We start from the raw sequence: 14,555 nt of genomic DNA, 5'->3' as shown, positions 1-14,555 counted from the left end.
GCGATCCCGGCGACACGGTTACCGTCGTTCGCCGGGATCGCGGAGGTGAAGGTGGATCCGAGCGGGGTGACGAGAGCGGCGCGGTTGACCGCGTTGGCCGCTTTGTGCCTGGTCACCGTCGTTCTGCTGCTGCCGGCCGCCATCAGCGTGAGCACTGGCGGGCCGGTACCGGGGTTCATCGGCGAGTTCGGCCGGTGGTTGTGGCCCCTGGTCGGCGCGATGGTGCTCGTCGCCGTCGGTCTCGCGATCTGGGAGCGGGTGCGCGGCCACGAGACGAGCAGCCGCACGGCCGCGCTCGCCCGCGTCGAGACGCGGGTGAAGGCGTTGCTCGCCGCGTCGCTGGCAGCCCAGACGCAGATCAAGCTGGGTGTGTTGCAGCAGCCGAAGCTCGCGGTGCGGGTGGACGGCGAGGAAGTCTCGTCACCGGACCTGGTGGCCGTCTACGAGCGCCTCGGCCACAGCATGGTGCTGATCGGACCGATCGGCAGCGGGCGGTCGACGCTGTTGCGCGAACTCTGTCTCGTGCTGGTCGAACGGGCCCGCAACGACCCGGACGCACCGATTCCCGTCATCGTGGACTTGGCGACATGGCGTGCGTACGGCACGCGCAAGCCGACGGAGTTCACCGCGTGGCTGCTGCGGGAGATGAATCGCCGCTACGGCATCAGCCGCTCGGCCGGCACGATCTGGCTGCGCCGCGAACGCGTCATCGTGCTCATCGACGGCCTGGACGAGGTACCGCGCGTCGACCGCGCGCACTGCGAGTCCGAGCTCGCGCCGTTCGCCTCCGTCGTCACCTCGACCGGACCGATCGAGAACCTGCCGTCGGTGCACGTTGAACCGTTGTCGCGCGGGCAGGTCCTGGAGTACATCGCGTCGGTGAGCCCTCGGCTCGACAGCCTGGAATCGGCACTCACGCCGGAGATCTGGGAGAAGCTCGACTCACCGCTGGCGTTGAACCTGCTGGCGTTGACGCACCTCGACAAGCAAGTCGACACGATCGGCACCGACTTCGTGGGCTCCTTCGTCGTGGAGAGGCTGTCCGGCCAACGCGGTGCGGGCCCGACCATCCGTGCGTTGAAGTTCCTCGCTCGGTTGGGACGACCGGATCTCGGCGCGCCCGTGCACATGCCGCACCGCCGTGCGTGGCTTCCGCTGCTGCCGACTCGCCCGTTGTGGTTGTTGTTCGTGCGCGCGGTGCCTGCCGCCTATGCCGGTGGTGTGTGCGCCGTGGCGTTCATGACGGGTCTGCGTCTCGGCTTGTGGCCGGCGTTGGTGTTCGTGGTCGCCGCTTCGTCGTTGCTCGTGATGGTGATGGCGAACAAACTGCCGCACGTCTTTCACCCGCCTGGACGCGCGCACGGCATTGTGACCGCCGTGATGGGATTCATCGCCGGTGCGATCGCCGGGTTGATGGTCGGGCTCGTCGGGTTGTGGCTAGGCGAAATCGGCACGCCGTGGCCGTACTTCGTGACGTGTGTGTTCGTGGTGATCGCGTCATTCTTCTTGGCGTTGGGTTTCATACCGGGCGACGCTCCCGTGCCGTGGGCTTTGCTGATCGCCGCCGCGCCGGGCGTCTCGATGATCTGGACCGGCCCGTACGTCGTGCTGGCGGGCATGGGAGTCGGCTTTTCCGCAGGCGTGGCAGGCGGAATTTTCGCCGCGGCCGTGGGACGTGTGTGGCGCACGGTGCGTCCGGGACAACAGCAACGCATGCGACTGGGGAGGCCGTGGTGGGTGCAGCCCGCTGTCCCGGTCCTCGGCGCGGTCGGTCTGCTGGGTGGGATGGGCACGCTCGGATCGTGGGGAACCGCACTGGGAGTGGCACTCGGTCTGCTTGTCACCCCAACGGCCGCACGCGACTACGTGTGGCCGTTCGACGCGCTCTCCGAAGTGGCGGCCGAAGGCGTCACGCGCCCTCTCTCGCTGGGCGAATTGTCGTTCCGCCGCAAGGCTTTGCTACACCTCGCCCAGGACAGGCTGCTGCTCACCCGAGTGGACGGCGAGTACCGCTTCGCCCACGTCGCACTGCGTGACCACCTGGCCTCCTGCGACCCGACGGCGCTGGTGAGGGCCACTCGCCGTTGAACCACGCCGTTCTGCGGGCCGTACGGCCTGACAGAAAGGTCGGGTGTTGCACATGCGCTGGTCGAAGGGCTGGGTCGCGGGCGCGGGAATCTTCTCCGTCGTCGCGGCCATCGGGGGTGCGGCCTTCGCTCTCGCCGGTTCCGGTGCGCCTGCATCGCAGTCGGGGGTGGCGGGCAAAGAGGTGTGCGCCGGCAAGCAGGTGAGAACAACGAACGCGAAAGGCCCGGCAGGTGTGCTTTCGGACCAGTTCCCCCTCGGCACGCAACTACGACTCAGCAATCCCGCCAACGGTCGCGCGATCACCGTCTCGGTCATCGGCCCTTCCGCCCACTGCGCGATCATCAACAACGCGGCACTGGATTCCCTGTGGTCCGCTGAAACGGGCGAGGGCGGCGTGGACAGCGTTCTCCGCCGAATCCGCGTGGAGATCGTCGGAAACGCGCCCGCTCCCACTCCCAGCACCCGGACCTCGGTCTCCCGAGTGCGTCCCTCCGGTGTCGTGGGTCAGGTCGTCTGCGACGGTGCGACCGTCGGCCTGTCCTCGGTGGGCGGCGAACCCGGAGCGTTCTCGTCGCAACTCCCGGTCGGGTCCGCGGTCCGGGTCACCAATCTCGACAACGGCAAGCAGACGACCGTGCGCATCGTCGGCGTCGGGCCGTCGTGCGTGGTGTTGAACAGCGCGGCCTTCGATCTCGTCGGGGAGTCCGGCAAGAACGTGATCAAACGCGCTCAGATCGAGAAGGTGACCTGACTTATGCTTCCCCCCGACCTGGGGGGTTGATGTGTTCCGACGTTGGTTGATCCTTGCCGTCCTGCTGGCCGGCTGCTCCGCACCGCAGACCGTGCCACCGCCGTCCTCCACTTCTCCTCCGCCGAGCACGCCGGTGCCGCAGAACTGGAATCAGCTGTCGGACCGCGCCGTGGCCGCGCTCGTGCCCAAGGACACGTTCGACCCGGACGCTCCCTGGAGCAAGGACATCCCGGCTGCCCCAGGCGAGATCGTCGCCCAGACATCGGGCGTGGCCTTCCTGTGCGGCGACGTTGAGATCAAATCCGGCATGAGGGTGATGCGCCACAGGCTCTGGAGCGGCCCGTACAAGGTCGTCTGGCAAAACGTGCACGCCCTGTCCGAGGGCAAGACCGCCGACCTGCTCGACAGGGTCAGGGAGAAGGCACGCGCCTGCCCGAGCTACGTCCGCAAGGAGGGCAAGCCGGAGCGGGTCGTGACCCCGGACGTGGCCATGGACCCACCGCCACCCGGCTTCGACGACCTCTACGCCTACTGCGAGACGGCACCGGACGTGCAGGAGGGCCAGCACAACTGCCAGGCCTACCTGGCCCGCGGCAACCTGCTGGTCAACTTCGGCAGCAACGTCATCTCCGACGACCCCGTCCTCACGCGGGGAACGGCGCAGCAGCAGCTGAAGGAGATGCTCCCGATCGTGGCCCAGGCAGTGGCGGCGGCCTGAGCCACGGGAGGGAGCGGGTCACCAGTCGATCGACTCGTCCGGCTCTTCCGGTTCTGGCCACTCGTCCGCCCCGTCGCCCGAGCCCCACGCCGCGCCGCCCTGGGTGGTGGTGCGGGACTTGGGTTTGGCGGGCTCGGCGGCGGGTGCTGCGGGCTGGGTGGTGGCGGGTCCGGCCGGGCCTGCGGCGACCACCTCGAGGATCTGGTCGCCGTACTTGGTCAGCTTGGCCTGGCCCACGCCGCTCACGCCGCCGAGGGCGGACAGGCTGGTGGGGCGGCTCGCCGCGATGGACTTCAGGGTGGCGTCGTGGAAGATCACGTAGGCCGGGACGCTCTGTTCGCGGGCCTGCTGGGCACGCCACTCGCGCAGGGCCTCGAAGAGCGGCGTGGCCTCGGCGGGGAGGTCCACCTTCTGCTTGGTGCCACTCGACGACGGGGACTGGGCGGTGCTCCTGGTGCGGACCGGGGCCGGGTCCTTGCGGAGCTTCACCTCGCGCTTGCGGCCCAGGACGTCGGAGCTCGCCTGGGTCAGGACCAGGGTCGAGTACTCGCCCTCCACCGCCAGCAGGCCCTGGGCCAGCAGCTGGCGGACGACGCCGCGCCACTCGCTCTCGTTGAGGTCCTCGCCGATGCCGAAGGTGCTCAGCTGGTCGTGGTCGAACTGGATCACCTTGGCGGTCTTGCGGCCCAGCAGGATGTCGATGGCCTGGCCGGCGCCGAACTTCTGGTTGCGCTCCTTGCGCAGGCGGTAGACCGTCGAGAGGACCTTCTGGGCGGCCACCGTGCCGTCCCAGGACTCCGGCGGGGTCAGGCAGGTGTCGCAGTTGCCGCAGGGGACGCCGGACTCGCCGAAGTAGTCGAGGAGCATGCTGCGGCGGCAGGTGATCGTCTCGCAGAGGGCGAGCATCGCGTCGAGGTGCGCCTGGGAGCGGCGGCGGAACGCCAGGTCGCCTTCGGAGGACTCGATCATCTTGCGCTGCTGCACGACGTCGGAGAGGCCGTAGGCGAGCCAGGCGGTGGACGGCTGGCCGTCGCGGCCCGCGCGGCCCGTCTCCTGGTAGTAGCCCTCCACCGACTTCGGCAGGTCGAGGTGGGCGACGAAGCGGACGTCCGGCTTGTCGATGCCCATGCCGAACGCGATGGTGGCGACCATGACGAGGCCGTCCTCGCGCAGGAACCTCGCCTGGTTGCGCTGCCGCACCGAGGCGTCCAGGCCCGCGTGGTACGGCAGGGCCGGGATGTCGTTGGCCACCAGGAACTCCGCGGTCTTCTCGACCGAGGCGCGGGAGAGGCAGTAGACGATGCCCGCGTCGCCCTTGTGCTCGCCGTGCAGCAGATCGAGGAGCTGCTTCTTCGGCTCCTTCTTGCCGACGATGCGGTACTGGATGTTCGGGCGGTCGAAGCTGGAGACGAACTGACGGCCCTCGGTCAGCTCCAGCCGGGTGAGGATCTCGGTGCGGGTCGCCTCCGTCGCCGTCGCGGTCAACGCGACGCGCGGGACCTTCGGCCACCGCTCGTGCAGGTGCGTCAGCGAGAGGTAGTCGGGCCGGAAGTCGTGGCCCCACTGGGAGACGCAGTGCGCCTCGTCGATCGCGAAGAGCGCGATCTCGCCCTGGTCGAGGAGCCGCAGGGTGGCCTCGGACGTCAGGCGTTCCGGCGCCAGGTAGAGCAGGTCGAGCTCGCCGTTGACGAACTCGGCCTCGACCATCCGCCGTTCGTCCCAGGACAGCGAGGAGTTGAGGAAGCCCGCGCGCACGCCCAGGGCGCGCAACGCGTCCACCTGGTCCTGCATCAGGGCGATCAGGGGCGAGATCACCACACCCGTGCCGGGACGGACCAGTGCGGGCACCTGGTAGCACAGGGACTTGCCGCCGCCGGTCGGCATGAGCACGAGCGCGTCGCCGCCCGAGATCACGTGCTCGACGATGGCGGCCTGGTCGCCGCGGAACTCGGGGTACCCGAAGACGCGCTGCAGAACCTGCAGCGCGTCTCCGTACTCGGTTGAACCCATGGCGCCGATGCTAGCGAGCAGCACCGACAGTCCGGTTCGCTAGCCCAACGCGCTCTTCGTACCAGCGGAAACGCTGGCGGCGGCGAGCGGAGCGGGCGAGGCGGACGGCACGGTGCCCTTCAGCGGGACCCGCACCGAGGTGTCCGCCAGGTCGACGGTGAGCCGCGGCAGCTGACTCGGCCGCACGATCGCGGTCGTGTCGGTGCCGCCGATCACCAGGCCCAGCCGGTGGCCCGCCGGGACGACCCAGTCCGTTGTGGACAGTCGGAACGTCATGCGGTACTTGGTGCCCGGCGTGATCGTGCGCGGGGTCGTGAGCGACTGGCAGTTCGCGAGGTCCGCCCAGCCGCGCGCGATGATCTGCGCGTCGACGTTGCCCGTCGTGGCCTCCGTGTTGCGGTAACACGCGTCATCACCCGTACGGCTCTCGCCCCAGCACGACTCCGTGGTCAACGTGCGAATGCCTTCGCCCGTGCGCACGCGCGCCGGTCCGTAGTCGACGAGGTACGCCGTGAGGTGCGCGGTCGACGTCGACGACGACACCCCCACCGTGATCGACGACGTGCCGGCGATGCGCAGGTCCGAGGCCAGCGCACCGGTCGACCAGATCGCCCTGCCGGTGTTCGAGCCGGAGACCCAGTTCGTCGGCGTGCCGCTGCCGTTGTCGGTGAACGCCGACGTGCCGGTGCCCGCCGCCGTGCCGAGTCCGGAAGAAGAAGGACGCAACACGGTGTTGACGGTGCCTGCGGGCGGCCACGCCTGATCGGTCGACCACACGTCCGGCGCGCGCTCCGACGACACCTGGGGCTCGTTCTCGATGCCGTTCTGCACGTCCAGCAGCCAGCGGTCGAACCAGCGGTGCAGCGTCGGCACCCACTCGCTGCGCCGGAAGTCGAACGGGTCGACATGCGCGGTCTGCGAGAACCACAGCTTCTTCGGCACCGTGGCGGGCACCGCGTCCCAGAACTGCCCGTACTGCAACGTCTTCACGTTGAGGTCGTTCAGCCCGTGGATCGCGAAGATCGACGCCTTCACCTTCGACGCGTTGCGCACGAAGTCGCGTGTCTGCCACATGGCCGTGTAGTCGCCATTGGCCGGGGAACCGTTCGTCATCTGCGAACGCACGGTCGCGCATCGCGAGCGCGCGTTGGAGTTCTCGAACTGCGATCCCAGCCCGGTCGGCGAGCTGTAGCCGGGGTACGCGACGCCGTCCGAGCGGAACCAGTCGTACCAGGAGCTGATGGCCGCGATCGGCACGATCGTCTTCAGGCCGTCGACACCGGTGGCCGCGACGCCGTTCGCGATCGAGCCGTCCCACGACTTGCCGATCATGCCGACGGCGCCGGTCGACCAGGACGCGGACTTGGTCGTCGAGCCGGTCAGGGTCGAGTAGCCGGTGCGCCGCCCGTTCAGCCAGTCGATCACGGCGGTGCCCGAGGCGATCTCGGACTGGCCACCGACGTCGACGCAGCCGCGCGACCGGTTCGTGCCGAGGAAGTCGACGAGCACGACGGCGTACCCGCGCGGTACGAAGTAGTTGTCGTAGAAGAGCGGGAACTTCACCGGCACACCGGCGGAGTCGTAGGTCTTGACCTCGCCCTCGTTGCCGCGGCCCGCGCTCTGGTAGTAGGGACTGGCGTCCATGATCACGGGCACGCGCCCGGTCGTGGACGGCCTGATGATGTCGGCCGCGACCCGGTCACGGGTGCCGTCGCCGTCGAGATCGAGCCCGGAGTCGACGTAGACGGTCTCGCGAACCGCGTCGGCCATCGAGTGGATCGGCGCGGTGACGCCGCCGGACAGCTGGAACGCAGGTGTCGCCGCTGTGGCAGGGATTGGCGTCAGGGTCAGGGCCCCTGCTAACGCCACTACAACACGAACACGCTTCATGAAGATTCACGCTAAGGAGTGACGAAGTCACCCGTCAGAGCCGAAAGGCTTGACCCTCTGCTGTTGCGCAGCGCTCTTGCCTCACGTATTCGTCCTAGGTGAGCTTCACCTTCGAACCAGGCCGCACCCGCGTCGTCTTCGGGCGCGGCACCGCCTCCACCGTCCGCGCCGAGGCCGAACGGCTCGGGGCGACGCGCGTGCTGCTGATCGCCCGCCACGGCGGTGACAAGGTGGCCGCCGAACTCGGCTCGCTGCTGGTGACGCGGTTCACGGGCGCGGCGATGCACACACCCGTCGAGGTCACAGAGCGCGCGCTCGCGTTGTTACGCGAACACGGCGCGAACGGCATCGTGTCCGTCGGCGGCGGTTCGAGCACGGGCCTGTCGAAGGCGCTGGCGGTCCGCACCGGCGTGCCGCAGATCATCATCCCGACGACCTACGCGGGGTCCGAGGTCACCCAGGTCCTCGGCGAGACGGCGGCCGGGCTGAAGAAGACGCGCCGCGACCCCGCGATCCAGCCGAACACCGTCCTCTACGACGTCGACCTCACGCTCGACCTGCCCCTCGACGTCACGGTCACAAGCGCGCTCAACTCTCTCGCGCACGCCGTCGCGGCCCGTGGCAACGAGAACCCGTTGATCGACGCCATCGCCACCAAGGCGATCGAGGGCGTTTTGCGCGCTTTGAGCGGAAACCCGTCCACTGTGGATGCGCGCACGGAGTTGTTGTCCGCAGCGTGGCTCGGTGGCACATGCCTCGCGTCCGTCCCCATGGGACTGCATCACAAGCTGGCGCACGTTTTGGGCGGTACGTTCGGTTTGCCGCACGCTGCCACACACACGGCGTTGCTCCCCCACACGGCGCCCGCTGATCTGGCGGGCCGCATCCACGACGCGGCCACCCGGTTCGGCGCCGTGACATCGTTGCGGGAGTTGGGAATGGCGGAGTCCGATTTGTCCCGTGCCGCGGAGATCGCCGACCACCCCGATGCACTGAGGACACTCACGAACGCCTGGCGCGACGCATCACGCGACTGATGGGTTGTCATTCTTAAGGCTGATGTTCACGGCTCTGAACCAAGACGAACCACCGATGCGGTTCCTGAAGACTTCCTGAAGCATTGAGGGCATGCTCAGCCCGTTGGATCTGTCCCTGATAAATGGGCCGATCCCGAAGGCCGCCACCGTCGCGGCCGTGCTCGCCCTCGCGTATCTGGCGATTCGGAAGAACCGGACCTGGTGGGTCCGCGTGGTGCCGATCGTCGTGCTGACGTGCGCGCTCGTCGTGACCGGCTTCACGCTCGTGGTCAACAACCTGTGGAAGCCGTGGCCCGAGCCGCTGCCGATCATCCTCATGGTCTGGCTGGGCGCTGCGCTCGTGGCCCTCTCGCTGGCCGTGGCACGCCTACGGCCGTCGCGTTGGTACGGGCGTGTGCTGAGCGTCGTCGCCGCGATCGTCGTTCTGGCGAGCGCGGTCACGGCCACGAACGCGTACTACGGGCAGTACCCCACCGGACGGGCCGTGCTCCAGGTCTTCCACAACCCGAGCGTCGAACTGCCCGACACCGCGCCGCCCTCGGACGTGCTCGAGGTGCCTGAGGGCAAGACGCTCGCGGACGTGTGGACGGCCACCGGTCTGCCGGACAAGGGCACGATGTCCGAGATCCACATCCCCGGCGCGTTCAAGGCCCGCCCGGCGTGGATCTACCTGCCGCCCGCCTACGCCGCCAAGCCCCGGCCGAAGCTACCGGTCCTCGTCCTGCTGGCGGGGCAGCCGGGTTCGCCGCGCGACTGGTACGACGCGGGCGGCATCGTCGAGAACATGGACGCGTTCGCGCGCGCCCACAACGGCCTCGCGCCGATCGTGGTGATGGCCGACCAGCTCGGCGCGGTCACGGCGAACCCCCTGTGCCTCGACTCGAAGCTGGGCCAGTCCGAGACGTACCTCGCCAGGGACGTGCCCGGCTGGATCAAGGAACGCCTCACGGTCGACGAACGCCGCGAAGCGTGGACCATCGCGGGCTTCTCGCACGGCGGCACGTGCGCCGTGCAGCTCGCAGTGCGCGCGCCTGACGTGTACGGCAACTTCATCGACCTCTCCGGTCAGCGCGAGCCGACGCTCGGCACCCGCGAGGAGACGGTCAAGGCCGCTTTCGGCGGCGACGCGGCGGCGTTCGCCCGCGTCAACCCCCTCGACATCCTCGCCCGCGAGAAGTTCCCGCGCACCGCGGGCGTGATCGTGGCGGGCAAGGACGACGCTCTGTACCGCCCGGCCGACGCCGAGGTGTTCGAGGCCTGTCGCAAGGCCGGAATGGACGTGCAGTGGAAGGAACTCCCGGGAGGACACGACTGGAACGTGTGGCGGCCGGGTCTGTACGGCTCGCTGCCGTGGCTCGCGCAGCGAACAGGGCTGGTCAGATGATCGCCAAGCTGTTCCGCGCCGCGCCGCTGACCTGCGCGTTCCTCATCGTCTTCTGGACGGTCGGCACGCTGACCGGCGCGGCCGGCGGCGCGAGCGACGAGCTGCTCGCGCGCACCGGGTTCGGCACCGGGAGTCCGTGGTGGACGGTCTTCACCTCGGCCCTGTGGTCGATGGACCTGCTCGGGTACGTCGGCACGACGGTGCTGCTGCTCGTCGCCGGGGTGCTGGCGGAACGCGAGTTCGGCGCGGTGCGGACGGCGGCGATCTTCCTCTCCTCGCACGTGGTGGGCTCGTTCCTCGGCCTCGGTTTCGTGCTGATCGGCCGCGATCTGCACTGGACCTGGCTCGAGTCGCTCGTGGGCGAGCAGGCGACCGGACCGTCGATCGGCGGGGTCGGGCTCGTGCTCGCGCTGACGTTCCGGATGCCACCGCTCTGGAGGCGTCGCGTACGACTGTTGATGATCTTGTCGGTGCTGGTCCTTACTCTGTACTCAGGTTGGCTCGAAGACGTGCTCCGACTGTCCGGTGGCGTGGCCGGACTGCTGGTCGGGGCGCTGTTCCTGAGGAACGGGCCGGTGAGCAAGGCGCGTTCCTTCCAGGAGACGCGAGTGCTGGTGGCGTTGCTGATCGCGGCGTCCGCGCTGGGGCCGGTGGTGTCGATGATGTCGCCGTACCCGAACGGGCCGTTGTGGTGGTTCGCCGATGTGGTGGCGGTGACCCAGCCGCTGCAGGAGGACGTCGACGCGATGTGCGTCGGGGACATGGTCGAGCAGTGCCGGACGATGGTGGTCCAGCTCTCGTACGGCCGGTTCCCCGCGCTGGTGATGTCGTTGCTGCCGGCGTTGCTGTTGCTGGTGCTGGCGGAAGGTCTGCGACGCGGGCGGCGGTTCGCGTGGCGGGCGGCGCTGGTGTTCAACCTGGCGTTCGCGGCGTTCATCGGTTCCTACGTCGTGTACGTCGCGCAGTTCCCCGATGTGAGCCTGCTGGAGCTGTCGGTCTCGTTCGGTGTGCCGATGCTGGCTCCGCTGGCGATCATCGTGGTGCTGCTGGTGACCCGCAGGCACTTCGACGTGCGGCTGCCTCGCCGTGCCGTCGTGAAGTTCTGGCGGTTCACGGCGATCAGCGTCGCGTTGCTGTCGGCGTTGTACGTCTTCGGCGGGTACCTGGTGCGCGACCAGTTCACGCCGGAGCCGAGCTTCGGCGCGCTGCTCGCGGACCTGCCGACGCGGTTCCTGCCGCCGGGGTACCTCGACCTGGTGCCGTTGCGGTTCGCCTCGGACGGGTTCGTCGGCGCGCTGCTGTTCGAGTACACGGGCGTGGTGTTCTGGCTGATCGTGCTGGCGGGCATGCTGATGGCGTCGTGGCGGACGTGGCCGTCCTCGTGCGAGGCATCGGCCACGCGCGCTCGCGACCTCATGCGGCGGCACGGTGGTTCGTCGTTGTCGTACATGACGACGTGGCGTGGCAACCAGTACTGGTTCACGCCCGACGGTGAGAACGCCATCGCGTACCGGGTGGTGGCGACCATCGCGCTGACGGTCGGCGATCCGATCGGCCCGGCGCGGGTGGACGCCGTGCGCGGGTTCGCGGAGTTCTGCGCGCACAACGGCTGGACGCCGTGTCTCTACAGCGTGGGCGCGGAAACGCGGGCCGCGGTGGAGGGGCTCGGCTGGTCCGCGGTGCAGGTCGCCGAGGACACGGTGATCGAGCTGGACAAGCTGAGCTTCACCGGCAAGAAGTGGCAGGACGTCCGCACGGCGCTGAACAAGGCCGGCAAGGACGGCATCACCGCCGAGTGGTGCACGTACGCCGAAGCTCCCTACGCGATCACCGACCAGATCCGGTCGATCTCGGCGGAGTGGGTGGCGGACAAGGGGCTGCCCGAGATGGGATTCACCTTGGGAGGCCTGGAAGAGCTGGCCGGTGACGGGGTGCGCTGCCTGCTGGCGGTCGACGCCGACCGGACGGTGCACGGCATCACGAGCTGGCTGCCGGTGTACGCCGACGGCGAGGTCGTCGGGTGGACGCTCGACTTCATGCGGCGCCGCTCGGACGGGTTCCGCGGCTCGATGGAGTTCCTGATCGCCTCGGCGGCGCTGGAACTCCAGGCGGAGGGCGCGCGGTTCCTCAGCCTGTCCGGGGCTCCCCTGGCCCGGCTGGACCGGGGCGAACGGCCGCGGGCGTTGCAGCGCGTCCTGGACTTCACCGGGCAGGTGCTGGAGCCGGTGTACGGGTTCCGCTCGCTGTTCGCGTTCAAGGCGAAGTTCCAGCCGACCTACCAGCCGATGTTCATGGCGTACCCGGACTCGGCGGCGTTGCCGCGCATCGCGAACGCGGTGAGCCGCGCGTACCTGCCGCACCTCAACGCGCGGCAGGGACTGCGGCTCGCGAGCAAGATGATCATCCGCACGCGCGACCGCGTGACCACGCATGGTCGAACTCGCTAGACCGAAAGGGTGGTGAGGCGATCCTCTCCGTCACACTTCGGCGCGGCTAGGCGAAGATGCGCCGATGACCGCGCGGGGCACTCTGCCTGCTCAGACCACGACGTTCGTCGGCCGCGGGGCCGTGCTCGCCGACACCGAGGCGCTCCTGCGCCGATCGCGGCTGGTCACGCTGGTGGGTGCGGGTGGTGCGGGCAAGACCCGGATCGCGGTCGAGACCGGACGTGCGCTGGTGCGGGCGGCGGCGTTCCAGCACGGGGTCTGGCGGGTGCGGCTCGGGGACCTGCACGACCCGGCGGCGCTGGCCCGCACGGTGGCGACGGAGCTGCGGATCGTCGACAACTCACCGGAGCCCGGCCTCACCCGGCTCGTGGAGTCGTTGTACGACAAGCACTTGCTGCTGATCCTCGACCACTGCGAGCACCTGCTGGAAGCGGTCCGGCACCTGGTGCACCACCTGTTGCGCGACTGCGAGGGCCTGACGATCCTCGCGACCTCGCGGGAGCCGCTCGGTGTCTACGGCGAGCAGGTGCTGCGTGTGCCGCCGTTGAGCGTGGACGACGCGGCACGCCTGTTCGGGGAACGCGCCGAGGTCGTGCCGCCGGACGTGACGGCGTTGTGCCGCGCGGTGGACGGGCTTCCGCTCGCGATCGAACTCCTCGCGGCGTTGCCGGTCGAGGTGGTGACGACGGAGGCAGCGCACCTCCCCGAACCCGTCACGCTGGAGCAGGTGCTGGAGTGGACGGCACAGGAGTGCACCGACGAGGAACGACGGCTGTGGGCGCGGCTGTCGGTGTTCCCGGCCGACTTCGACCTGGCCGCGGCCGAGGCGGTGGCGGACGCGGACGTCCTGAAACCGTTGTCCGCCTTGGCGAACAGGTCGATCGTGGGCACGGCGACGAGTCCGGTCACCGGGGAGACCCGCTACCGGCTGCTCGACACCGTCGCGCAGTTCGGCACTCGTCTGCTGACGGACGCCGACGAACCGTTGCGGTGTCACGCCGTGCACTACAGCGAGTTCGTGGACGCCGCCGCCCGCGCGTGGTTCTCGGCCGACGACGCGAGGTGGATGGGCAGGCTGTGGGAGGAGTGGCCGAACATCCGCACGGCCGTGGCGCACGCACTCCGCACACCTGACCTCGCCGCGATGGGTGCCGCCGTGACGATGAACGTGCAACGGGCGCGGTTCACGTCGTTCGCGGGCATGCTCGGCCAGGCCTGGGACCTGCTCGCGGCCGCCCGCGCGGTGATCACCGACGCGCCGCTGCGCACGTCGTTGCTGGCGCACTGCGCGTACATGGCGCAGGCACGGGGCGACGGCGCGATGGCGTTCCCGTTGATGAACGAGGCGCGCACGTTGCCCCGGCAGCCCATCACGGACCTGCATCTCGTTCTCGCCGAGGCCACACATCTCTTCTTCGTGGAAGGCTCATCGGACTGCGTGCCGTTGTACGCGCACGTCGTGGAACTCTGCCGGCAGCACTCGGCACCCGGCGACGTCTACATCACCGAGCTGATGCACGCGATGGCGGCGTGCTTCCTGCTCGACGCCGAAGACGCCGACAAGGCCACGACGGCGCTGGCCCGGCAGGCCGAGCACAACGGCGTCACGTGGTCGCACGCCTGGGGACTGTGGCACCGCGGCCTCTTCGAACTGCTGCACGGCGACCCGGCACGCGTGCACCCGCTGGTGATCGAGGCGTTGCGCCTCCAGCTGACGCTCGGCGACACCTGGGGTGCGCCCTTCAGCCTGTGGCTGCTGGCCTGCACGTGCGCGGAGCTGGGGGCGTTCGACCGCGCGGCACGGCTGCTCGGCGCACTCCGGTCGCAGGAACGGATCTCGCGGCTGTCGTTCGCCGGCATGAGCCCGTTCCGCCGGCACCTCGACCGCGCGGACCGCACCGTGCGGCGGTCGCTGGGCGACGACTACCAGGTGATCACCACGCTCGGCGCCGACCTGCGCCCGGACCAGGCGATGGCGTTCGCGCTCGAACCTGTGCCGGACTCCGAACGGCGACCCGCGAAGCCCCTGCTGCCGGGCGGGCTGACGCGGCAGGAGTTCACGATCGCCGGGCTGGTCGCGGAAGGGCTCACGTCGAAGCAGATCGGGGCGCGGCTGTTCATCTCGCCGCGGACCGCGGACCGGCACGTGGTCAACATCCGGGTGAAGCTGGGCCTGCCGAGCAGGGTGGCGCTCGCGGCCTGGCACCGTTCGGCCGCCGGGGGACGCTGA

9 protein-coding genes are annotated in these 14,555 nt (G+C 69.5%); 7 read left to right on the top strand and 2 right to left on the bottom strand.

Translation table 11 applies throughout. The annotated features are described in order from the left end of the window. Positions 1-51 precede the first annotated feature (51 nt). The 3 genes from JNUCC0626_RS44200 to JNUCC0626_RS44190 are packed head-to-tail and all read left to right on the top strand — an operon-like array spanning position 52 to position 3,557. Positions 52-2,088, top strand: coding sequence for a hypothetical protein (locus JNUCC0626_RS44200; RefSeq protein WP_394616575.1), 2,037 nt, complete (start codon positions 52-54; stop codon positions 2,086-2,088). A 52-nt stretch (positions 2,089-2,140) separates the two neighbouring features. Next, positions 2,141-2,839 carry a hypothetical protein gene (locus tag JNUCC0626_RS44195; RefSeq protein WP_394616574.1) on the top strand — a complete coding sequence of 233 codons (699 nt, stop codon included), beginning with the start codon at positions 2,141-2,143 and terminating at the stop codon, positions 2,837-2,839. A gap of 46 nt (positions 2,840-2,885) precedes the next feature. Beyond that, positions 2,886-3,557, top strand: a complete 672-nt coding sequence (locus JNUCC0626_RS44190; protein WP_394616573.1) for a hypothetical protein — start codon at positions 2,886-2,888, stop codon at positions 3,555-3,557. Positions 3,558-3,575: 18 nt separating this feature from the next. Here the strand turns inward: JNUCC0626_RS44190 and recQ are convergent, their stop codons facing one another. Both recQ and JNUCC0626_RS44180 read right to left on the bottom strand, forming a co-directional pair. Then, positions 3,576-5,567 carry a DNA helicase RecQ gene (gene recQ / locus JNUCC0626_RS44185; protein WP_394616572.1) on the bottom strand — a complete coding sequence of 664 codons (1,992 nt, stop codon included), beginning with the start codon at positions 5,565-5,567 and terminating at the stop codon, positions 3,576-3,578. Between the two features lie 39 nt (positions 5,568-5,606). After that, entirely contained in the window at positions 5,607-7,457 is a 1,851-nt protein-coding gene (locus JNUCC0626_RS44180; RefSeq protein WP_394616571.1) for a Xaa-Pro dipeptidyl-peptidase, read from the bottom strand. A 98-nt stretch (positions 7,458-7,555) separates the two neighbouring features. Here JNUCC0626_RS44180 and JNUCC0626_RS44175 point away from each other — a divergent pair, with 98 nt between their 5' ends. The 4 genes from JNUCC0626_RS44175 (at position 7,556) to JNUCC0626_RS44160 (ending at position 14,555) form a co-directional block, all read left to right on the top strand. Further along, entirely contained in the window at positions 7,556-8,494 is a 939-nt protein-coding gene (locus JNUCC0626_RS44175; RefSeq protein WP_394616570.1) for a maleylacetate reductase, read from the top strand. A 91-nt stretch (positions 8,495-8,585) separates the two neighbouring features. Next, entirely contained in the window at positions 8,586-9,878 is a 1,293-nt protein-coding gene (locus JNUCC0626_RS44170; protein WP_394616569.1) for an alpha/beta hydrolase, read from the top strand. Further along, positions 9,875-12,325: a rhomboid family intramembrane serine protease gene (locus JNUCC0626_RS44165; RefSeq protein ID WP_394616568.1), complete on the top strand. Its 2,451-nt coding sequence runs from the start codon at positions 9,875-9,877 to the stop codon at positions 12,323-12,325. Before JNUCC0626_RS44170 ends, JNUCC0626_RS44165 begins: the two co-directional genes overlap by 4 nt. 64 nt (positions 12,326-12,389) lie before the next feature. After that, on the top strand, positions 12,390-14,555 hold the full coding sequence (locus tag JNUCC0626_RS44160) for an ATP-binding protein (protein WP_394616567.1): 2,166 nt from the start codon (positions 12,390-12,392) through the stop codon (positions 14,553-14,555).

Source organism: Lentzea sp. JNUCC 0626, from assembly GCF_043632865.1.
Lineage (GTDB): Bacteria > Actinomycetota > Actinomycetes > Mycobacteriales > Pseudonocardiaceae > Lentzea.
Note: the sequence above shows the minus strand (reverse complement) of the source record. Positions and strands in the feature narration are given on the sequence as shown.

Bases quoted from the DNA above. Each gene is read 5' to 3' on its own strand.
- JNUCC0626_RS44195 (WP_394616574.1), top strand. From the start codon at position 2,141: ATGCGCTGGTCGAAGGGCTGGGTCGCGGGCGCGGGAATCTTCTCCGTC.
- recQ (WP_394616572.1), bottom strand. From the start codon at position 5,567: ATGGGTTCAACCGAGTACGGAGACGCGCTGCAGGTTCTGCAGCGCGTC.
- JNUCC0626_RS44180 (WP_394616571.1), bottom strand. From the start codon at position 7,457: ATGAAGCGTGTTCGTGTTGTAGTGGCGTTAGCAGGGGCCCTGACCCTG.
- JNUCC0626_RS44170 (WP_394616569.1), top strand. From the start codon at position 8,586: ATGCTCAGCCCGTTGGATCTGTCCCTGATAAATGGGCCGATCCCGAAG.
- JNUCC0626_RS44165 (WP_394616568.1), top strand. From the start codon at position 9,875: ATGATCGCCAAGCTGTTCCGCGCCGCGCCGCTGACCTGCGCGTTCCTC.
- JNUCC0626_RS44160 (WP_394616567.1), top strand. From the start codon at position 12,390: ATGACCGCGCGGGGCACTCTGCCTGCTCAGACCACGACGTTCGTCGGC.